This is a genomic window from Leifsonia sp. HAY1-4F (assembly GCF_056755275.1).
Genome location: NZ_JBNDHX010000013.1, coordinates 33,580 through 54,570, shown reverse-complemented (window position 1 = coordinate 54,570; position 20,991 = coordinate 33,580). Strand labels below are relative to the sequence as shown.

Below are 20,991 nucleotides of genomic sequence, written 5' to 3'. Positions count from 1 at the left end.
TCTTCGTGGCCGAACAGGGTGAACACCCAGAGGGCGTAGGCGGCCCACCAGTTGTTCTTGTCGCCGTAGATGACGACTGTGGTGTCGCGCGCGATCCCCTTCGAGCCGAGCAGCTCGGCGAAGCGCTCCGGGCTGACGTAGTCACGGACCACGGGGTCGTTGAGGTCCGTGTGCCAGTCGACCTTGACCGAGCCCGGGATGTGACCGGTGTCGTAGAGCAGCACGTCCTCATCGGACTCCACCACCGCCAGACCCGGTTCGCCCAGGTGCGCGGCGAGCCAGTCGGTGCTCACCAGACGCTCGGGGTGCGCGTAGCCGGTGAACTCGGGCGACGGGTCGGTCTCGATGGTCATGCGTTGTGCCCTCCAGGGTCGGTCCGGAATCGCGGGGCTAGGCTGGGAGGCCTGCGACAGCTGCGAATCTATGTCCAGCGTAGGCGGCTGGTAACGGCCGCGGTAAGACTTCGACACAAAGGTGCACAACCCGTCATGACCCTCGAACAGACCGGCGCCCTCCCCCGACTCGCCGACCGTTCGCCCGCGATCACGGGCGCCGAGATCGCGGAGAGCCTGGTCCCGCCGTCGCAGTTCGAGCACGCGACCTTCGAGTCCTACCGGCCGGACCACGACTACCCGTCGCAGGCCGAGGCCGTGTCCACGCTGAAGCTGTTCGCGAAGACGTGGGAGCCGCAGCGTCCGGCCGGGCTGTTCAGCCGCAGCCGCAAGAAGGTGGAGGCGATGAAGCCCGGCGTCTACCTGGACGGCGGCTTCGGCGTCGGCAAGACGCACCTCCTGGCGGCGCTCTGGCACGAGGCGCCCGGGCCCAAGTACTTCGGCACCTTCATCGAGTACACGGCCCTCGTCGGAGCCCTCGGCTACGCGGGCGCCGTCAACCTGCTCCGCGGCTCCACGCTGATCTGCATCGACGAGTTCGAGCTCGACGATCCCGGCGACACCATGATGATGACCCGGATGCTCGGCGAGCTGGTCGCCTCCGGCACCCGGATCGCCGCGACCAGCAACACGCCGCCGAACGCTCTCGGCGAGGGTCGCTTCGCCGCGAGCGACTTCCTGCGCGAGATCCAGTCGCTGTCCGCCAACTTCCAGACCATCCGCATCGACGGCCTCGACTATCGCCGACGCGACACGACCGGGCACGCCCTCTCCGTCGAGCCTGCGGACTACCAGCGGGTCGTCGCGGCGATGGCCGAGCGCGGTGAGACCGTGACGAGCGACAGGTTCGAGGATCTCATCGCGCACCTGGCGACGGTCCACCCCTCCCGCTACATCAAGATGATCGAGGGCGTGGATGTGATCGGCCTCACCGACGTGGAGGTGCTGCACGACCAGATGGCGGCCCTCCGGCTCGTCGCCTTCATCGACCGCGTCTACGACGCCGAGATCCCGGTCGTGCAGACGGGCGTTCCGCTCAGCGAGGTGTTCGACGACGAGATGCTCGGCGGCGGCTACCGCAAGAAGTACCTGCGCTCCACCTCGCGCATGATCGCGCTCACCGCGGGCGAGCTCCCTCCCCACGACGAGTAGCGTCGCCCGGCACGTTCCCCGCGAGCCAGGCGGTGATCGCGGCGGACCACTTCGCCTCGTCGTAGTTCCACAGTTTCGTGTGGAGGGCGACGTCGAACGAGACGAGCGTGACGATGTCGCTGCGCGCCTCCGCCAGGGCACGCGAACCGGTGGAGGGAACGAAGCCGTCGTCGTCGCTGTGCAGGATGAGCATGGGGAGGCTCAGCTCGGAGGCGCGGGCGACGAAGTCCATGCTGCGGAGGTCGATCGGCGCCCCCTGACCGGTGATGGGTCCGCTCCACTCCGATTCGATGAGGCGCATCGCCCCGCGAGTGACGAGGTCCGGCAGTCGCAGCAGGTTGCCTTGGTACGAGAGTGTGTCGATCCAGTCGACCACGGGCGACTCCAGGACGATGCCGGTCACGTGCTCGACGGCGGCGGACCGGGTGATCGCGTGCAGCACGACGGCTCCGCCCATCGACCATCCCATCAGGACGATCGAGCGTGCGCCGTGCTCCACCGCATACGCGATGGCGGCCTCGATGTCGCGCCACTCGGTCCCACCCAGTCCGTAGCGGCGGTCGAGGCTCTCCGGCGCATCCCCGTCGTTACGGTACGAGGCGAGGAGGCAGGTGAAGCCCGCTTCGTGGTACGTGCGGACGGCACGCAGGCCTTCCTGGCGCGTCGCGCCCCAGCCGTGCACCTGGATGACCCAGCGTCCCTCATCCGCATCGTCCGGCGCGGGAAAGATCCAGGCCGGCGCCTGACCCAGGTCGGTCGGGATCTCGACGCTCGTCACGGGGAGGCCGAGTTCCTCCGGCTGCAGGTAGTAGTAGCCGCTGATGCGCGCGCGACCCACACGCAGCGCGCCGAACTCGACGCGCTCGAGCTCGCGCGTCACGGTCCCGTCACCGCGCTCGATCAGCCCGCCGACCTTCGCGAAGCACGTGTCCGAACCCCACCAGAGGCCGAAGCGCCCGGGCATGGACGCATCCGGAGTCGCACGCAGCGTCACCGTGCCGAGTCGCTCGTCGAAGGAGCGGATGATCTGGTTCTGCGGTCGACGTCGCACGGGCGTGATGACGGTGCGGGCGACACGTGTGGTCGCCACGGCGGCGAGCGCGACGGTTCCGACCAGCAGTCCCCCGGCGACGATGCCGACGACGCCAAGAACGCCGGCACCGATGCCCCGAGCCTGCGGCGACTTCCGGCTCCGCGCCGTACCCGCCGCCGACTTCGCCACCGCCTTCGCCGCCGATCCCACGCCGCCTGCTGCCATAGTGAGCAGCGTACCGGCGGGTACGCCCCCCAGCCCTCAGGACTTCCCCAGGCGGCGTGCCTTACAGACGGGATGCGGCAAAGGCTTCTAGTGTTCGAAGCGTGCCGACACCGACATCCCCACCGCAGCATCCCGCGGAGTTCGCCACGGCGCTGCAGTCGATCCGTGCCGCAGTGTCGCGACCCGAGCTCGTGATCGAGGAGATCCCCGCTCCTGCCCAGCTGGCGCCGTACTCCATCGCGCTCGCGGCGGACGTGCGGCCGGCCCGCCACGGCAGCGACTCGGACCTCGGCACCGGACGCTTCATCCTCCTCTACGACCCGGACGAGCCGGAGGCGTGGGGCGGACCGTTCCGCATCGTGTGCTTCGCGCAGGCGCCCCTCGAGACCGACATCGGGCTCGACCCGTTCCTCGCGGACGTCGCCTGGTCCTGGCTGGTGGACGCTCTGGACGCGCGCCACGCCCACTACACAGCGGCCAGCGGCACCGCGACCAAGATCATCTCCACCGGCTTCGGCGAGCTCGCCGCCCAGGGAGACGGCGCGCAGATCGAGCTGCGCGCCTCCTGGAGCCCGCTGGAGTCCGACGTCTCCGCGCACGTGGAGGGATGGGGCGAGCTGCTGTGCATGCTCGCCGGGCTTCCGCCGACCGGCGAGGGGGTGAGCCTGCTCAGCTCACGGGCGGCCTCCCCGAGGAAGGCGCCGCGTGGCTGAGCACACCGTCATCGACACGCGCGCAGGGTACTTCGCCGCTGTCGAGCGCATCGCTGCGGGAGAGGGCCCGATCGCGGTGGACGCGGAGCGGGCCAGCGGTTTCCGGTATTCGCAGCGTGCATACCTCATCCAGGTCTTCCGGCGCGGGTCGGGCACCTTCCTGCTGGACCCGCCGGCGATCGGGCGCTTCGACGAGCTGAACGAAGCGATGCACGACGACGAGTGGGTGCTGCATGCTGCGACGCAGGATCTGACCTGCCTGCGGGAGGTCGGGCTCGACCCGTCCATCATCTTCGACACCGAGCTCGCCGCCCGCCTGCTGGGGATGCCGCGCGTCGGGCTCGGAACGGTCGTCGAGGAGCTCCTCGGCATCCACCTGGCGAAGGAGCACAGCGCGGCCGACTGGTCGACCCGTCCCCTCCCGGAGCCGTGGCTGAACTACGCCGCACTGGATGTGGAACTGCTGCCCGACCTGCGCGACGCCATCGCCGCCCTGCTGGAGGAGGCGGGGAAGCTCGACATCGCGCGCCAGGAGTTCACGGACGAGCTGGTGCGCGACCTCACGCCGGTGCGGCACGAACCGTGGCGGCGTCTGTCCGGCATCCACTCCATCCGGGGCCTGCGCAACCTCGCCGTGGCCCGGGAGCTGTGGCTGAGCCGGGATGCCCTGGCGCGCGAGCTCGACACCGCGCCCGGCCGCCTGGTCCCGGATGCGTCGCTCACCGCTGCGGCGAAGGCGATGCCGGAGAGCAAGCGTGCACTGGCGGCGCTGCGGGAGTTCACGGGGCGCGCGAGCCGCACGGAGCTCGACCGCTGGTGGGCAGCCATCGAGGCCGGACGCACCACGAACGACCTGCCGGTGCTGCGTGGGAACGGCGAGACCCTTCCGCCGCCGCGCGCCTGGTCCGACCGCAATCCCGAGGCGGATGGGCGCCTCAAGGCCGCGCGGGCGGCACTGACGCTCGTCTCGGAGGAGCGCGCCATCCCGCTCGAGAACCTGCTCACACCCGACACGCTGCGACGCGTCGCGTGGACGCCGCCCGCCGAGATCACGCCGGAATCCATCGGCGAGGCGCTCGCCGCGCACGGCGCGCGCCCGTGGCAGGTTGAGGCAACTGCACAGGTTATCGCCCTGTCGTTTGTGGAAAGCACCCAAACCGCGGACGAGGGGTCCGAGCCCGTTTCGTAGGAAGGATCAAACGATTCTTTTCGTGCACAACGGTGTACCTAGGATCGTTCCCTACCTGATTTGGGAGGCACTGTGGCCGAGAAGAACGATGTCGTGTTCGTGGACGGAGTCCGGACTCCGTTCGGGCGGGCCGGCGAAAAAGGGCAGTACTGGAACACCCGCGCGGACGACCTCGTCGTGAAGGCGATGATCGGACTGCTGGAGCGCAACCCCCAGGTGCCCAAGGAGCGGATCGACGATGTGGCGATCGCCGCCACCACCCAGCAGGGCGACCAGGGACTGACGCTCGGCCGCACCGCCGCGATCCTCGCCGGACTGCCGAAGTCGGTTCCCGGATTCGCGATCGACCGGATGTGCGCCGGCGCCATGACGAGCGTGACCACGCTCGGCTCCGGCATCGCCTTCGGCGCCTACGACCTGGCGATCGCGGGCGGCGTCGAACACATGGGACGCCACCCGATGGGCTTCGGCGCTGACCCGAACCCCCGCTTCCTGTCGGAGAAGATGGTCGCGGAGGACGCGCTCAACATGGGCATGACCGCCGAGCGCATCCACGACCGGTTCCCGGCGCTCACCAAGGAGCGCTCCGACCGCTTCGCGATGCGCAGCCAGCACAAGCTCGCCGCAGCCTACGAGGCGGGCAGGATCCAGCCGGACCTGGTGCCGGTGGCCATCCGCTCCGAGTCGGGCTGGGGCCTGGCGACGCAGGACGAGGGGATGCGACCGGAGACCACGCTCGAGGGCCTCGCCAGTTTGAAGACCCCGTTCCGCCCGCACGGGCGGGTGACCGCCGGCAACTCGTCGCCGCTGACCGACGGCGCCACCGCCTCCCTCCTCGCCTCGTCCGACGCCGTGAAGGAGTTCGGGCTGACGCCGAAGATGCGGATGGTGAGCTTCGCCTTCGCGGGCGTGGAGCCGGAGATCATGGGTCTGGGACCTGTCCCCTCGACCGAGAAGGCACTGCGCAAGGCGGGGCTCAGCATCGACGACATCGGGCTGTTCGAGCTGAACGAAGCCTTCGCCATCCAGGTGCTGTCGTTCCTCGACCACTTCGGGATCGATGACGAGGACCCGCGCGTCAACAACTGGGGCGGTGCCATCGCGATCGGCCATCCGCTCGCCGCGAGCGGCGTGCGGCTCATGATCCAGCTCGCCGCCCAGTTCGCCGAGCACCCCGAGGTGCGCTACGGCATCACCGCGATGTGCGTGGGCCTCGGCCAGGGCGGCACCGTGATCTGGGAGAACCCCACCTACGACAAGCGCGCTGCGCGGAAGGGCTGAGCCACAGTGACGGATTACAGCACGATCGATTTCGGCCCGCTCGCGGAGCTCACCGACGACGAAGTCGTCACCCACTCCTTCGTCAAGGATGTGCGGCTCCCCAGCGGCAAGACCCTCGCGCTCGTGACCCTGGACAACGGACGGGACCACACCCGGCCGAACACGATGGGCCCCGCCACCCTGGTGGAGCTGGGGAAGACGTTCGACGAGCTCACCGAGCGCGCGAAGCGCGGCGAGATCGATGCGGTCGCCGTCACCGGCAAGCCGTTCATCCTCGCCGCCGGAGCCGACCTCAGCCGCGTCGGCGACATCCCGAGCGTGGAGGTGGCCAAGCTGCTCCCCCAACTCGGCCACTACGTGCTCGGAAAGCAGGCGACCTTCGGCGTCCCGTCGTTCGTCTTCACCAACGGCCTCGCGCTCGGCGGCGGCGTCGAGATCGGCCTCAACGCCGACTACCGGACGATCGACCGCAATGCGGCCGCGTTCGCGCTCCCCGAGGTCTTCCTCGGCCTCATCCCGGGCTGGGGCGGTGCGACCATCCTGCCGAACCTGATCGGCATCGAGAACGCCCTCAAGGTCGTCGTCGAGAACCCGCTGAAGCAGAACCGGATGCTGAAGCCGCAGGAGGTCTTCGACCTCGGGATCGCCGACGCGATCTTCGACTCGGCGAACTTCCTCGAGGACTCGCTGCGCTGGGCGGACAGGGTCCTCACCGGCGAGGTCGTCGTGAAGCGCCCGAACGAGCCCGGCAAGCTGGAGCGGATGGTGAAGTGGGATGCCGCCATCGGCATCGCCCGCAAAATGCTCCAGTCGCGCATCGGGAGCGTGCCGAAGTCCCCCTACAAGGCGCTCGACCTGCTGAAGGCCGCGAAGGCGAACGACCGCGAGGTCGGCTTCGCCCTCGAGGACGAGGCGCTCGCGGAGCTCATCGCGGGCGACCAGTTCCAAGCGAGCATCTACGCCTTCAACCTCGTGCAGAAGCGCGCGAAACGCCCGGCCGGAGCGCCGGACAGGAAGGTCGCGAAGAAGGTCACCAAGGTGGGCGTCATCGGCGCCGGTTACATGGCCAGCCAGTTCGCGCTGCTGTTCGTCCGCCGCCTGCGCGTCCCGGTCGTCATCACGGACCTCGACCAGGCCCACGTGGACAAGGGCGTCGGCTACATCCACGACGAGATCGGGAAACTGCAGGAGAAGGGCCGCATCTCCCCCGATGAGGCCAACCGCCTGCGCGCCCTGGTCACCGGCACGACCGACAAGGCCGACTTCGCCGACTGCGACTGGGTCATCGAGGCCGTGTTCGAGGAGCTCTCCGTCAAGCAGGACGTCTTCGCCGAGGTGGAGCCGTTCCTCTCCGAGGACGCCGTCCTGGCGACGAACACGTCCTCGCTGTCGGTGGAGCAGATCGGCGCGAAGCTCGCGCATCCCGAACGCCTCGTGGGCTTCCACTTCTTCACCCCGGTCGCGGTCATGCCGCTGATCGAGGTCGTGAAGACGCCGCACACGGACGAGGCCACCCTCTCCACTGCGATGGTCACGGCCGCGGCCCTGAAGAAGAATGCGGTCATCACGGCCGACACTCCCGGCTTCGTGGTCAACCGCATCCTCGCGAAGATCCTGGGCGATGCCATGCACGCCGTGGACGACGGGACGCCGTTCGACGTGGTCGACGAGGCCATCGCGCCGCTCGGCCTCCCGATGCCGCCCTCCCGGCTCCTCGATCTCGTGGGGCTGAAGGTCGGCGCGCACGTGCTCGACACGCACCACGCCGCGTTCCCGGACCGGTTCTACCGGTCGGAGAACCTCCACAAGCTGGCCGAGTACGGCACGCTGCTGGAGAAGGACGCCAAGGGCACGGTGAAGGGCATCGACAAGGGCGCGGCGAAGATCGTCTCGGGCGGGAAGAACCCGTGGACGAAGGAGGAGATCCTGCGTCGGCTCGAGGACGGCCTGGCCGACGAGATCCACCGGATGCTGATCGACGACCATGTCGTGGAAGCGCCGGAGGACATCGACCTCTGCATGATCCTCGGCGCCGGCTTCCCGTTCCAGATGGGCGGCATCACGCCCTACCTCGACCGGGTGGGCGCCTCCGAGCGCGTCTTCGGGGACACCTTCCACCACCCGCGGATCGCGGGCGTCGCGTAAGCCGAACCTCCGGGGACACCTACTGGTCCCGACATGCCGTCATGGATACGCTCCATACGGCATGTCGGGACCAGTCGTTTCGTCAGCGGTTGAGCGGGCTCATGTCCGCGTAGCGGTCGCCCGCGGGCGCGGCCACGGCATCCAGGCGAGAGAGCTGCTCCGGGCTCAGTTCGAGCTCGGCGGCCGCGACGTTCTGCTCCAGGTTCTCGACCTTGGTGGTGCCGGGGATCGGGGCGATGTCGTCGCCCTTCGCCAGCAGCCACGCGAGCGCGACCTGGCCGGGCTTCGCCCCGAGCTCGCGCGCCACCTCATCCACCTGCTCGACGATGCGGATGTTCGCCTCCAGGTTGTCGCCCTCGAAGCGCGGGTTGAACCGGCGGAAGTCGTCGTCGGAGAGCTGGTCGAGCGAGCGGATCGTCCCGGTGAGGAAGCCGCGGCCGAGCGGCGAATAGGGGACGAAGCCGACGCCGAGCTCACGGACGGTCGGAAGCACCTCGGCCTCCGGGTCGCGCGTCCACAGCGAGTACTCGGTCTGGATGGCCGTGACCGGGTGCACCGCGTTGGCGCGGCGGATGGTCTCGGGCGCCGCCTCGGACAATCCGTAGTGGAGGATCTTGCCCTGCTCGATGAGCTCCTTCAGCGCACCGACGGTCTCCTCGACCGGTGTGCCGGGATCCATCCGGTGCTGGTAGTACAGGTCGATGTGGTCGGTCTGCAAGCGCTGCAGCGACCCCTCGACCGACAGGCGCACGTTCTCGGGCGAGCCGTCCAACCCGCGCTCGTCGTTCTGCCGGTGGTTGATCGTCCCGAACTTCGTGGCGATCACCACGCGCTCCCGGCGGCCGTCGGCGAACGCCTTCGCCAGCAGCTCCTCGTTCTTGTAGGGGCCGTAGATCTCGGCGGTGTCGAAGAACGTCACCCCGAGGTCCATCGCCCGGTGGATGGTGCGGATCGAGCCGAGCTCGTCGTCCCCGGCGCCCGTGTAGAACGCCGACATCCCCATGCAGCCGAGTCCCAGCTGCGAGACCTCCAGCTTCTCTGTTCCCAGTGCGATCTTCTTCATACGTCGTTCCCTTCCGTGACCTGTGCCGCGCGCTGTCCACCAGCACTGTGCCGGTACAGGTCGATCTTGTAGTCGATGGCGGCGAGGCTCGCCGTCATCTCCTCCAGCTGGCGTACGACCGCCATCCGGTGCAGGAGCAGCAGTTCCAGCCGCTCCGCCTCCGTCCCCGCGCCCTGCCGTGCGAGCACCACATACTGGCGCATAGTCCCGATCGGCATCGCCGTCGAGCGCAGCTTGGTGAGAAACGTCACCCAGGTGACGTCCGCCTCCGTGTAGCGCCGGTGGGACGAGGATGCGCGCTCGACCGGAGCGAGCATGAGTCCTTCCCGCTCGTAGTAGCGCAGGGTGTGGGTGGTGAGTCCGGTCCGCTCGGCGACATCCGAGATGGACATCGCCGTGTGTGTGTCGGTCATACCGTCACCCTAGAACTTAGAGCGCACTCTAAGTCAAACGTCCCTCGCCTTGCGCACGTTCGTGACGAATGTCCACTCCCGCTGGCTGTAAGTGCACATTCGTCACGAATGTCCACTCCCGCTGTAAGTGCGCATTCGTGACGAATGTCCACTCCTGCTGGCTGTAAGTGCACATTCGTGGCGAATGTTCGCGGGTAGGGGCAGGGGGCGTCAGGCGCCGCGCTTCTTGGCGGGGGCGGCTTCGGCGCCGGGCGCGTCGTCGGGGAGGGGCCGCGCGATCGGGACGCGGCTGCCGAGCACCTGGGCGACGAGGTCGCGCGCGATCTTCTGCGGGGTGAGCCCCGCCTCCTCCAGGATCTGCTCCCGGGAGGCGTGGTCGATGAAGGCGTCCGGCAACCCCAGCTCGTCCACGGCGGTGTCGATGCCCGCCTCGCGGAGGTCCTGGCGGACGCGGGTCCCGATGCCGCCGACCCGGATGCCGTCCTCGATGGTCACCACGATGCGGTGCTCGGCGGCCAGGGAGAGGATGCTGCGCGGCACGGGGACGACCCAGCGCGGGTCGACGACGGTGGCGCCGATACCCTGCGCGGCCAGCCGCTCGGCGACCTGGAGGCCCAGCTCCGCCATCGGGCCCACCGTGACGAGCAGCACATCCTTGCGATCGCCCTCGCGGAGCACGTCCACCCCGTCGTCCAGCCGCCGCAGCGCGTCGACGTCGGGCAGCACACCGCCCTTCGGGAAGCGCAGCACCGTCGGCGCGTCGTCGACGGCGACAGCCTCGGCCAGCTCCTCGCGCAACCGCGTGCCGTCGCGCGGTGCGGCCAGCCGGATGTTGGGCACGACCTGCAGGATCGCGAGGTCCCACATCCCGTGGTGGCTGGGTCCGTCCGGGCCGGTGACGCCGGCCCGGTCGAGCACGAACGTCACGCCCGCTTTGTGGAGCGCCACATCCATCAGCACCTGGTCGAACGCGCGGTTCATGAAGGTGGCGTAGATGGCGACGACGGGATGCAGTCCTCCGTACGCGAGGCCGGCGGCGCTCGTGGTGGCGTGCTGCTCGGCGATACCCACGTCGTGGACGCGCGCCGGGAAGCGCTCGGCGAGCTTGTGCAGACCGGTCGGCCGGAGCATCGCGGCCGTGATGCCGACGATCTTGGGGTCCTGTTCGGCGAGCAGGACGATCTCGTCGGCGAAGACGTCCGTCCACGTCGCCTTGCCGGAGCTGCCGAGCGACTCGCCGGACTCGGGGTCGATCTGCCCGACCGAATGGAACTGGTCGGCCGCGTCGCGCAGAGCCGGCGCGTAGCCGCGTCCCTTCTGAGTGATCGCATGGACGATGACCGGTGCGCCGTAGTTCTTCGCCTGGCGCAGCGCCTCCTCCATCGCTCCGATGTCGTGCCCGTGGATCGGGCCGATGTACTTGATGTCGAGGTTGGAGTACAGCGCTTCGTTGTTGGTGAACCGGCTGAGGAAGCCGTGGAGGCCGCCGCGCACGCCGCGGTAGAAGGCACGCCCGGGCGTGCCGAGCTTGTCGAATGCCCGCTGCGAGGTGAGGTAGAGGCTGCGGTAGCTCTTGCGGGTACGGACCGTGTTCAGGAACCGCGCCATCCCGCCGATCGTCGGCGCATACGACCGGCCGTTGTCGTTGACCACGATGATCAGCCGGCGATTGTTGTCGTCGGAGATGTTGTTGAGCGCCTCCCACGTCATCCCGCCGGTCAGAGCGCCGTCGCCGACGACGGCGACGACGTGGCGGTCGCGCTGGCCGGTCAGCTCGAACGCGCGCGAGATGCCGTCCGCCCACGAGAGGGAGGAGGAGGCGTGGGAGCTCTCGACGATGTCATGCTCGGACTCCGAGCGCTGCGGATAGCCGGCGAGGCCGTCCTTCTGCCGCAACTGCGAGAAGTCCTGGCGACCGGTCAGCAGCTTGTGCACGTACGACTGGTGGCCGGTGTCGAAGACGACGGCGTCCCGCGGCGAGTCGAACACCCGGTGGATGGCGATGGTCGTCTCCACCACGCCCAGGTTCGGGCCCAGGTGCCCACCGGTCTTCGCGACGTTGGCGACCAGGAAGGCGCGCACTTCGGCGGCGAGCTGGCCGAGCTCCCGGTCCGTCAGACGGTCGAGGTCGCGGGGACCGTGGATGGTCTCGAGGATGCCCATGGATTCGAGTCTAGGCTCGCTGAAATCGGAGGAGACTCGGAACCGTTCATTCAGAGCCAAGCGTGACGGGAATCCTCACCCGATGACTACAGGACAAAGCAAAGCGGCCCGGTTTCCCGGGCCGCTTAGAGCGTAAACGTCGGTGGTACTATTCGACGTCTTCCAGAACAGCCTAATACGATCATCGGATGACTGTCGACATCTTGCCGTACCTGAGCCGGCCCCGGATGTCGACCTACCTCGCCGCGTGCGCGCATGACGAATCCCGAGCACTGGAGCTGTACCGGGCGAACGCGCGCGTAAGCGGGATCGCCTACACGTCACTCCACTATGTCGAAGTGATTCTGAGGAACGCACTCGATCGCGAGCTGCGCGTGTGGAATCACACGACGCACGGGACACCGCACTGGGCTTTGGATGCCGCTCCGCTCCTGCTGTCCGTGATCACTCCGGATCGATTGAGGACCGCCAGACGGGACGCCACACGGGCCGTCGGAGGCCGTAGGGCAGTCGGTCACGATGATGTGGTGGCGCAGCTGTCCCTGGGTACCTGGCGCTATCTGCTTCCCTCTCAACGACACCAGGGGAAGCAGAAGCTGTGGGACGATGCGCTAGAGCGTTCGTTCGCCAACCGTCATGGGGTCCGTCCTGATCAGATCGCTCAGTCTCTCGCCATCGTCTACGACTTCCGAAACCGGATCGCCCACCACGAGCCGGTGTTCGGCCTCGATCTCCGGGGCAAGCGCAGAGCCATGCGGGACGTGCTCCACAGCGTGAGCGGATCAGCACGCAAGTGGTTCGTCGAGCACGAGCCGTTCTCCGGGGCGGCCGACGACTTCTATCGGGAGTGGCCGGAATTCGAGCGCAAGAACTGAAACCCCCGGCATCCTTTATGGATGACCGGGGGTTTCCGTCCTAGCTCGGAACCGTACTCAGACGAGGCTCCGGAGCACGTACTGCAAGATGCCGCCGTTGCGGTAGTAGTCGGCCTCACCCGGGGTGTCGATCCGGACGACCGCGTCGAACTCGACGGTCTGCTTGCCCGCGGGCGAGTGCTCGCTCGGCTCCGCGACGACGTGCACGGTCTTCGGTGTCGTCCCCTCGTTCAGCTCTTCCAGGCCTGTGATCGTGAAGACTTCCGTGCCGTCGAGACCGAGCGAGTCGACCGACTCCCCCGCCGGGAACTGCAGGGGGACCACTCCCATGCCGATGAGGTTGGAGCGGTGGATGCGCTCGAAGCTCTCGGTGATGACCGCACGGACACCGAGGAGGCTGGTGCCCTTGGCCGCCCAGTCGCGCGACGAGCCGGAGCCGTACTCCTTGCCGCCGAGGACGACGAGCGGGATGCCCTGCGCCTGGTAGTTCTGCGAGGCGTCGTAGATGAAGGACTGCGGCGCGTCGGGCTGCGTGAAGTCGCGGGTGTAGCCGCCCTCGACGCCATCCAGCAGCTGGTTCTTCAGCCGGATGTTCGCGAACGTGCCGCGGATCATCACCTCGTGGTTGCCCCGGCGCGAGCCGTAGGAGTTGAAGTCCTTGCGGTCGATGCCGTGCTCGGTGAGGTACGTGCCGGCCGGGCTGTCCGCCTTGATGGAGCCGGCGGGCGAGATGTGGTCGGTGGTGACCGAGTCGCCGAGCTTGGCCAGCACGCGGGCGCCGGCGATGTCGGTGACCGGCTTCGTCTCGAGCGTCATGCCCTCGAAGTACGGAGGCTTCCGCACATACGTGGACTTCTCATCCCACTCGAACACGGAGCCCGTCGGGGTGGGCAACGAGGTCCAGCGCTCGTCGCCCTCGAAGACCGACGCGTACTGGTGGACGAACATCCCCTCGTTGATGGAGGAGTCGATCGTCTCCTGCACCTCGGCGGCGTCGGGCCAGATGTCCTTGAGGAAGACGTCGTTGCCCTCGGAGTCCTGCCCGAGCGGGTCGACCTCGAAGTCGAAGTTCATCGAGCCGGCCAGGGCGTAGGCGATGACCAGCGGCGGGCTGGCCAGGTAGTTCATCTTCACGTCGGGGTTGATGCGGCCCTCGAAGTTGCGGTTGCCCGAGAGCACCGCGGTGACCGCGAGATCGTTCTCGTTGACCGCCTGCGAAATCTCGTCGAGCAGCGGGCCCGAGTTGCCGATGCAGGTCGTGCAGCCGTAGCCGACCGTGTAGAACCCGAGTGCCTCGAGGTCCTGCGTGAGACCGGCCTTCTCGTAGTAGTCGGTGACCACCTTGGATCCGGGGGCCAGCGTGGTCTTGACCCACGGCTTGGCCTTCAGGCCCTTCTTCGCCGCGTTGCGCGCGAGCAGTCCCGCGGCGAGCATCACGGAGGGGTTCGACGTGTTCGTGCACGAGGTGATCGCCGCGATGGCGACCGCTCCGTGGTCGAGGACGAAGGACTCGCCCTTGTCCTTCAGCGTCACCGGGGTCGGGCTGGATGCCGTCTTCGGCGCGTGACTGTGGTGACTGTGCTGGTGGATGCTGCGGGCATCCTCCGGCTGCAGCTCTCCCGGGTCGGATGCCGGGAACGACTCGGAGATCGTCAGGTCGACGAGGTCGTGCGAGATCTCGGCGTAGTCGACGAGGTCCTTCTCGAACTGCTGCTTGGCGTGGTCGAGCTCGATGCGGTCCTGCGGGCGCTTCGGCCCCGCGATGGAGGGGACCACGGTCGAGAGGTCGAGCTCCAGATACTCGCTGAAGACCGGCTCGGTGGACGGGTCGTGCCAGAGGCTCTGCGCCTTCGAGTACTCCTCGACCAGCTGGACCTGCTCCTCGCTGCGGCCGGTGAGGCGCAGGTAGTCGAGCGTGACGTCGTCGATCGGGAACATGGCGGCGGTGGAGCCGAACTCCGGGCTCATGTTGCCGATGGTGGCGCGGTTCGCGAGCGGGACCTCGGCGACGCCGGCTCCGTAGAACTCGACAAACTTGCCGACCACGCCGTGCTTGCGCAGGATCTGCGTGATGGTGAGCACGACATCGGTCGCGGTCACGCCGGTCGGGATGGTGCCGGTCAGCTTGAAGCCCACGACCTTGGGGATGAGCATGGAGACCGGCTGGCCGAGCATGGCCGCCTCGGCCTCGATGCCGCCGACGCCCCATCCCAGAACGCCGAGGCCGTTGACCATCGTGGTGTGCGAGTCGGTGCCGACGCAGGTGTCCGGGTACGCGAGCAGCTCGCCGTCGACTTCGCGTGTCATCGTGACGCGGGCCAGGTACTCGATGTTGACCTGGTGGACGATGCCGGTGCCCGGCGGGACGACCTTGAAGTCGTCGAAGGCGGTCTGTCCCCAGCGGAGGAACTGGTAGCGCTCGCCGTTGCGCTCGTACTCGATGTCGGTGTTGCGCTCGAGCGCATCCGCCTGGCCGAACAGGTCGGCGATGACGGAGTGGTCGATGACCATCTCGGCCGGCGCGAGCGGATTGATCTTCTCGGGGTCGCCGCCGAGGGCGGAGACCGCCTCGCGCATGGTGGCGAGGTCGACGATGCAGGGGACGCCGGTGAAGTCCTGCATGATGACGCGTGCCGGCGTGAACTGGATCTCGGTGTCCGGCTCGGCCTGCGGGTCCCACCCGCCGAGGGCGCGGACGTGGTCGGCCGTGATGTTGGCTCCGTCTTCGGTGCGGAGCAGGTTCTCGAGCAGCACCTTGAGGCTGAACGGCAGCCGCTGGTAGCCCTCGACGGTGTCGATCGCGAAGATCGTGTAGTCCCGCGACCCGACGCTCAGCTTCCTCTTGGCGCCGAAGCTGCCGTGCTCTGAGATTTCCGTTGCTGACACAGTGCCCTCTCCTTCATCGGCAGGCGATGTTCGCGCACGCCTCGTTCATCTTCGTCGTCCGTCCAAGTGCCTTTCCAGCAAGGTAACCCTAATCCCGCGCTGAACGAAACTATCTTGACGTCGAGATAAAACTACCACGTTCAGACGCGGTCGAAGACCAGCGAGCGCCGCTTCGCGAAGCGGTAGAAGAGCTCCACTCCGGCGGCTCCGACAGCGCCGACGACGACACCCCAGGCGAGCGACCCGTCCAGCTGCAGGTGCATCTCGAAGAAGGACGACGTGAACGGGATGAGGCACACCAGGACGAACGCCGTCGCGACCGCCGCGAGCAGCAGCCAGCGCACTCCTGTGAGCGGCCGCGTCAGCACGCACAGGATCCACAGCGAGACGCAGAACAGGGCGACGGTGGTGACGCTGCGCGCTTCGTGGAGCGGGATGCTCCGGTGCAGGGGCGCATAGGTCACGATCGCGGTCACGCCGGCGATCAGGCCGGTCGGCACGGAGTACCGCAGCACCCGGCCGAGCACCCCCGGTGTGTAGATGCGCTTGTTCGGCGTCAGGGCGAGGACGAAGGACGGGATGCCGATGGCCAGCGACGAGACGAGCGTCAGCTGCCGCGGGAGGAACGGGAAGGGCCACAGCAGGAACGCGCTCACCAGCGCCAGCAGGATGCCGTAGGTCGTCTTCGCGAGGAAGATGTTCGAGACGCGCTCGACGTTGGCGATCACCCGGCGGCCGAACGCCAGCACGTCGGGCAGCCGGTCGAACCGGTCGTCGAGCAGCACCACCCGCGAGACGGCCTTGGTGGCGGCCGTCCCGGTCCCCATGGCGATGCCGAGGTCCGCGTCCTTCACCGCCATCGCGTCGTTGACGCCGTCGCCGGTCATCGCCACGGTGCGGCCGCGCTCCTGGAGCAGCCGGACCGCCGCGCGCTTCTGGTCCGGGCTGACGCGGCCGAGCACGCTCGCGGTCTCCAGCGCGTCCGAGAGCGCTTCGTCCGTCGTGAGGGTGGACGCGTCCACGGCCTCGCCCTCGAGCTGCAGTTCCCGGGCGATCGCCGCCACCGTGACCGGGTTGTCGCCGGACATGACGACCACCCGAACCGACTGATCGCGGAAGTAGACGAGGGTGTCGCGGGCCTCCGGCCGCAGGGTCTCCGCGAGCAGAACCAGGAGGGCCGGCTCCACCCGCGTCCCGGCGAGCGGCACGTGCACCGCCTCAGGCAGCGGGTCGATCGCCCGCGCCAGGGCCAGCGTCCGCAAGCCGGTCGCCGCGAGCGCGGTCGCCCGCTCCAGCGCAGCGGGATGCTGCTCCAGCACGAACTCGGGCGCGCCCAGCGCCCACGACGACTCCCTGCCGTCCACCGTGATCACCACCGCGCTGTACTTCGTCGCCGAGCTGAACGGGATGCGCCGCGAAACCCGGAACCGGTCGCTGAGGAACCGCGACCCCAGGACCCCGGAGGTCGCGTTGCCCGCCTCGTCCGAGCCGAACGCGGCCAGCGCCGTCTCGGCCAGTTGCGCATCCACCGTGTCGCCGATGGGCTCGGTGCCGTGCAAGGACAGCTCCCCCGTCGTCAGCGTCCCGGTCTTGTCGAGGCAGAGCACGTCGACGCGCGCGAGCACCTCGACCGCGGCGAGCTCCTGGACCAGCACCTTGCGGGCGGCCAGCTGGATGGCGGCCACACCGAATGCGAGGCTCGTCAGGAGCACGAGACCTTCCGGGATCATGCCCACGACCGCCGCCACCGCATCCAGAAGCGCGCGCCGCCAGTGGTCGTCGCTGAACAGGTGTGCGAAGCCGCCGTAGGTGAGGACCCGCCCGATCAGGGTCACCAGGATGAGCGGCCCGAGGATCCAGGAGAGGTACACCAGGATGCGGTTGGTCGCCTCCCGCAGCTCGGAACGCACCAGCGAGTGCTTGCGGATCTCGCTGGTCAGCCGGCTCGCGTAGGAGTCGGCGCCGACGGCCGTCACTGCGGCGAGCCCCGTACCGGTGACGACGTGGGAGCCGGAGAGGAGTGGAGCCTCGGCGTCCTTGAACACCGGGTCCGACTCCCCCGTCAGCATCGACTCGTCGACCGAGAGACCCGTGCTCTCGACGACGACCGCGTCCGCCGGGACCTGGTCGCCCGGACGCAGCACGAGCAGGTCGTCGAGGACCACGTCCTCCAGCGCCACGGTCGTTACCTCACCGTCGCGTCGCACCCGGCTGTGCGGCGCCGCGAGGAGCGCCGCGCGGTCGAGGACCCGCTTGGCGCGGTACTCCTGCACGATGCCGATCAGGGCGTTGACGACGACGATCCCGAAGAAGAAGCCGTCCCGCAGGTCGCCGAGCAGCAGCACGGCGACGAAGCAGGCGGTGAGGATGCCGTTGAACAGCGTGAAGATGTTCTCGCGGAGGATGTCGCTCACGGAACGGGAGCTCGGCTGCGTCTGCGTGTTGACGCGGCCGTCCGCCACCCGTTCGGCGACCTGGGCGGCGTTCAGCCCCTCGGTCGTCTCGGCGTCCAGCATCCGTCCCCCTCGTCCTTCGTGGTGCGCTCTACCCGGCTGAGGCGCCCCGCGCGCGCTCGTCCGGCACCTGCGGGAACTGCCCCTTCACGATGAACCATGTCACCAGCAGCAGCAGCGCGTAGGGCGGAACGCCGGTGAGGAGCCTGGCGAACGCGAGCGCGCTGGTGGCCGCATCCGTGTGGGCCAGGTAGAGGGGAACCTCCACGAGCAGCCGGACGACGAAGAGCAGGAGCCAGAGGAACGTCACCGCCTGCAGGACGCGGAACTTCCGCTTGTCGCGGCGCCAGGCCACGCCGCCGCCCATGAGGTAGCCGGCGACCAGGCCGATGAGCGGCCAGCGCACGAGCATGGAGACCAGGATCGCCGCTCCGAACGCGATGTTGACCCAGATCCCGAACACGAAGTTGTCTTCTCCACGGCCCGTGATGAGCGCGAGGATCGCCGAGATCCCGACGCCGATCAGCCCGGCCATGGCCTGCGTGACCGGGGTCTTGCCGACGATGCGCAGCACCGTGAAGACGACCGCGACTGCCACCGACGAGATGATCGAGACCGGGACGTTCTGGGTGAACGTGAAGAGGACGAGGAACACCAGGCCGGGCAGGACGGTCTCGCACAGGCCGCGGAAGCCTCCGAGGGCGCCCAGCAGCGCCGCCCCTGTGGAGGCGTCGCTCTCGGCCAGCTGTCCGAGTCCGGAGCGGCGCGCTGCGGCGGCGATGCTGTCGCCGAGCCCAGGCGCCGGTGTAGACCCTGCGCCCTCCTGGGCCGGGTCCGGCCGGTCGTGATCGGTCATGCTCATGCCTTAGAGAGAGGAGTAGTCGTTCTCGGTGCCCGCGGTGGGCGCGGCGGGCATCCGGAGCGGGATGAGGTCGCGCGGCGGCATCGGGACCGTGCCGCGCACCACCACGATGCTGCGGAAGAGGTCCTCGACGAGCGCGGCGGCCTCGGGCTGCACGGCCGCGTCGCCGGCGATCACTCCGCGGAGGAACCAGCGCGGGCCGTCCACGCCGACGAACCGGGCCACGCGTGTCTCGACGGGGCCGCCCTGCGGGGCGGCGACGGGGATCTCAGCCACGAGCTCCGGCCCGAACGCACCGTCGCGCTCCGTCACCCGGCCGCCCTGGCGCTGCACCTGCTCCGAGATCTGAGCGCGGATCTCGTGCCAGAGACCCGAGGACCGCGGAGCGGCGAACGGCTGCACCTGCAGAGTCGAGCCCGCGTAGTCGAGGCCGACGGCGACGACGCGCTGCGACTCCTCCTCGACCTCCAGTCGCAGGTGAAGTCCCTCGCGCGGCAGGATCTTCACGCCGCCGAGATCGACATACGGGCGGACGGGATTGGCCTCGCTCTCGTCGAGCGGCCCTTCGGTCTCGCGGTCGTCCGGCGCCGACTTCTCGAATTCGAGGGCGTCGGCCTCGAGCGCGCCGGCACCCGGAGCCTCTGCTCCCTGCTGATCGAGCCCGGCGCCGTCGTCGGAGCCTCGGGGGGTACTGCTGTCGGTCACGCGTGTTCTCCTGACGTGGTCACGGTGTACCCGGAGGAGCCGAAGCCCGCGGTGCCACGGTGGCTGTCCGGGAGGGTGTCGACGGGGATGAACCTCGCCCGGGTGACCGGCATCACGATCAGCTGGGCGATCCGGTCGCCGACGCCGATATCGTAGGCCATCGACCTGTCCGTATTCAGGAGGGTGACCCGGATCTCGCCCCGATAGCCCGCATCCACGGTGCCGGGCGCGTTGACGATGGTCAGGCCGTGGCGCATGGCAAGGCCGCTGCGTGGCACGACGAACCCGGCGTAGCCCTCGGGCAGGGCGATGGAGACTCCGGTCGGCATCGTGAAGCGCTCCCCGGGGCCCAGCGTGACCGCCTCCGCAGCGCACAGATCGGCGCCGGCGTCGCCGGGGTGCGCGTAGGCGGGAGGGAACTCGGCGATGATCGGCACGTCGACGGTATCTGTCACGTGTCGAGGCTAGTGCAGAAGTCTGATCGAATAGAGGCCATGGACCTCTACCGAGAACGACTGTGGGCGACGCCCTGGCTGTTCATCTCGACCCTGCTCGTCATCCCCGCCGTCATGCTCGTCTTCGCGCCGATCAACTTCGCGGTCGGGGTTGTGCTCGCCATCGTCATCTACGTCGCCTGGGCGGTCTTCCTGGTCGCGACCACGCCGGTCATCCGGGTCACGAAGGAGGAGCTCGTCGCGGGAAATGCGCGCATCCCCCTCGGCCTCACCGGGGAGCCGACCGCCTACCGGGGCGAGGAGGCGACGCAGCAGCGCGGCCGCCTGCTGGATGCGCGGGCCTGGCTGCTCATCCGCGGCTGGATCAAGCCGGTGGTGAAGGTGCCGCTGGCCGATCTCGACGACCCGACACCGTACTGGCTCCTCTCGACAAGAAACCCGGACCAGTTGGTCCGGGTTCTCGAAGAGGCTCGCCTCAGTTCTTCGGGTGCCGCCTAGGCGCCGTACTGCCTGCAGTCCGGTGCTTACGCAGCGCACTCCACGCAGATCGGCCCGAGCTTCGTCTCGTGGTCGATCTGCGAACGGTGCTTCACCAGGAAGCAGTTCACGCAGGTGAACTCGTCCGCCTGGGGAGGGAGCACCACGACATCGAGGTCGAGGTCGGAGAGGTCGGCACCGGGCAGCTCGTAGCCACCAGGATTGTCGGCGTCCTCGACGTCCACGACACCCGACATCTTGTCCGGGACACGCTCCTTGAGGGCCTCGATCGACTCGGAGTCGTCCTCGGTCTTCCGTGGTGCGTCGTAATCCGTTGCCATGCCCATCCACTTCTCGTATGTAGCGGCCGATTCTCGCAATCGGCGGCCATAGTTTGCATCAATCGCCCCCGAATAGCAAAACCATCCAGGACCCTTTCAGCGATCGCTGCCAGTGCAACTTCCGGCACGCCCGGGATATTCCCCGGATTGCCCGGTTCTCCGTGTCAT

The 20,991-nt window shown here is 68.6% G+C and carries 18 protein-coding genes; 7 read left to right on the top strand and 11 right to left on the bottom strand.

Translation table 11 applies throughout. From position 1 onward, the window contains the following. On the bottom strand, nucleotides 1-353 hold a 353-nt coding region (locus ACPYOG_RS04660), incomplete at its 3' end, for a rhodanese-like domain-containing protein (protein WP_481293085.1). 135 nt (nucleotides 354-488) lie between these two features. On the opposite strand from ACPYOG_RS04660, the gene zapE reads away from it, so the two are divergent. Further along, a complete protein-coding gene (zapE, locus tag ACPYOG_RS04655; protein WP_481293084.1) occupies nucleotides 489-1,544 on the top strand; it encodes a cell division protein ZapE in 1,056 nt (351 codons plus the stop codon). Here the strand turns inward: zapE and ACPYOG_RS04650 are convergent. Further along, a complete protein-coding gene (locus tag ACPYOG_RS04650) occupies nucleotides 1,510-2,802 on the bottom strand; it encodes an alpha/beta hydrolase family protein (RefSeq protein WP_481293083.1) in 1,293 nt (430 codons plus the stop codon). The genes zapE and ACPYOG_RS04650 overlap by 35 nt on opposite strands. Nucleotides 2,803-2,903: 101 nt before the next feature. Between ACPYOG_RS04650 and ACPYOG_RS04645 the strand changes: the two genes are divergently transcribed. The 4 genes from ACPYOG_RS04645 (at nucleotide 2,904) to ACPYOG_RS04630 (ending at nucleotide 8,130) form a co-directional block, all read left to right on the top strand. Continuing rightward, complete coding sequence (locus ACPYOG_RS04645) at nucleotides 2,904-3,515, top strand: DUF3000 domain-containing protein (RefSeq protein ID WP_481293082.1); 612 nt, start codon at nucleotides 2,904-2,906, stop codon at nucleotides 3,513-3,515. Further along, on the top strand, nucleotides 3,508-4,704 hold the full coding sequence (locus ACPYOG_RS04640) for an HRDC domain-containing protein (RefSeq protein ID WP_481293081.1): 1,197 nt from the start codon (nucleotides 3,508-3,510) through the stop codon (nucleotides 4,702-4,704). Before ACPYOG_RS04645 ends, ACPYOG_RS04640 begins: the two co-directional genes overlap by 8 nt. 72 nt (nucleotides 4,705-4,776) lie before the next feature. Beyond that, the gene (locus ACPYOG_RS04635) at nucleotides 4,777-5,985 is read left to right on the top strand and encodes a thiolase family protein (protein ID WP_481293080.1); all 1,209 of its coding nucleotides are present in this window, start codon (nucleotides 4,777-4,779) and stop codon (nucleotides 5,983-5,985) included. Between the two features lie 6 nt (nucleotides 5,986-5,991). Beyond that, nucleotides 5,992-8,130 carry a 3-hydroxyacyl-CoA dehydrogenase NAD-binding domain-containing protein gene (locus tag ACPYOG_RS04630; protein ID WP_481293079.1) on the top strand — a complete coding sequence of 713 codons (2,139 nt, stop codon included), beginning with the start codon at nucleotides 5,992-5,994 and terminating at the stop codon, nucleotides 8,128-8,130. An 82-nt stretch (nucleotides 8,131-8,212) separates the two neighbouring features. Here the strand turns inward: ACPYOG_RS04630 and ACPYOG_RS04625 are convergent, their stop codons facing one another. The 3 genes from ACPYOG_RS04625 to dxs form a co-directional block, all read right to left on the bottom strand. Next, complete coding sequence (locus tag ACPYOG_RS04625; RefSeq protein ID WP_481293078.1) at nucleotides 8,213-9,193, bottom strand: aldo/keto reductase; 981 nt, start codon at nucleotides 9,191-9,193, stop codon at nucleotides 8,213-8,215. After that, entirely contained in the window at nucleotides 9,190-9,606 is a 417-nt protein-coding gene (locus ACPYOG_RS04620) for a MerR family transcriptional regulator (RefSeq protein ID WP_481293077.1), read from the bottom strand. Before ACPYOG_RS04620 ends, ACPYOG_RS04625 begins: the two co-directional genes overlap by 4 nt. Before the next feature lie 210 nt (nucleotides 9,607-9,816). Further along, the gene (dxs, locus tag ACPYOG_RS04615) at nucleotides 9,817-11,769 is read right to left on the bottom strand and encodes a 1-deoxy-D-xylulose-5-phosphate synthase (protein WP_481293076.1); all 1,953 of its coding nucleotides are present in this window, start codon (nucleotides 11,767-11,769) and stop codon (nucleotides 9,817-9,819) included. A 188-nt stretch (nucleotides 11,770-11,957) separates the two neighbouring features. Here dxs and ACPYOG_RS04610 point away from each other — a divergent pair, with 188 nt between their 5' ends. Further along, nucleotides 11,958-12,644 carry a hypothetical protein gene (locus ACPYOG_RS04610; RefSeq protein ID WP_481293075.1) on the top strand — a complete coding sequence of 229 codons (687 nt, stop codon included), beginning with the start codon at nucleotides 11,958-11,960 and terminating at the stop codon, nucleotides 12,642-12,644. A 57-nt stretch (nucleotides 12,645-12,701) separates the two neighbouring features. Here the strand turns inward: ACPYOG_RS04610 and acnA are convergent, their stop codons facing one another. The 5 genes from acnA to dut all read right to left on the bottom strand — a co-directional run bounded on the left by acnA (nucleotide 12,702) and on the right by dut (nucleotide 20,005). Continuing rightward, nucleotides 12,702-15,515: an aconitate hydratase AcnA gene (acnA, locus tag ACPYOG_RS04605; protein ID WP_481293086.1), complete on the bottom strand. Its 2,814-nt coding sequence runs from the start codon at nucleotides 15,513-15,515 to the stop codon at nucleotides 12,702-12,704. A 155-nt stretch (nucleotides 15,516-15,670) separates the two neighbouring features. Then, nucleotides 15,671-18,046 (bottom strand): HAD-IC family P-type ATPase, encoded by a 2,376-nt coding sequence (locus ACPYOG_RS04600; RefSeq protein WP_481293074.1) that lies wholly within the window; start codon nucleotides 18,044-18,046, stop codon nucleotides 15,671-15,673. Between the two features lie 28 nt (nucleotides 18,047-18,074). Next, the gene (locus tag ACPYOG_RS04595) at nucleotides 18,075-18,839 is read right to left on the bottom strand and encodes a DUF3159 domain-containing protein (RefSeq protein WP_481293073.1); all 765 of its coding nucleotides are present in this window, start codon (nucleotides 18,837-18,839) and stop codon (nucleotides 18,075-18,077) included. Between the two features lie 9 nt (nucleotides 18,840-18,848). Next, on the bottom strand, nucleotides 18,849-19,550 hold the full coding sequence (locus ACPYOG_RS04590) for a DUF3710 domain-containing protein (RefSeq protein ID WP_481293072.1): 702 nt from the start codon (nucleotides 19,548-19,550) through the stop codon (nucleotides 18,849-18,851). Continuing rightward, complete coding sequence (dut, locus tag ACPYOG_RS04585) at nucleotides 19,547-20,005, bottom strand: dUTP diphosphatase (RefSeq protein WP_090038444.1); 459 nt, start codon at nucleotides 20,003-20,005, stop codon at nucleotides 19,547-19,549. The genes ACPYOG_RS04590 and dut overlap by 4 nt, the downstream gene beginning before the upstream one ends. Nucleotides 20,006-20,044: 39 nt before the next feature. Here dut and ACPYOG_RS04580 point away from each other — a divergent pair, with 39 nt between their 5' ends. After that, the gene (locus ACPYOG_RS04580; RefSeq protein ID WP_481293071.1) at nucleotides 20,045-20,503 is read left to right on the top strand and encodes a DUF3093 domain-containing protein; all 459 of its coding nucleotides are present in this window, start codon (nucleotides 20,045-20,047) and stop codon (nucleotides 20,501-20,503) included. Nucleotides 20,504-20,529: 26 nt separating this feature from the next. On the opposite strand, the gene ACPYOG_RS04575 is transcribed toward ACPYOG_RS04580, so the two are convergent. After that, complete coding sequence (locus ACPYOG_RS04575) at nucleotides 20,530-20,823, bottom strand: DUF4193 domain-containing protein (RefSeq protein WP_026307201.1); 294 nt, start codon at nucleotides 20,821-20,823, stop codon at nucleotides 20,530-20,532. Between the last annotated feature and the right edge of the window lie 168 nt (nucleotides 20,824-20,991).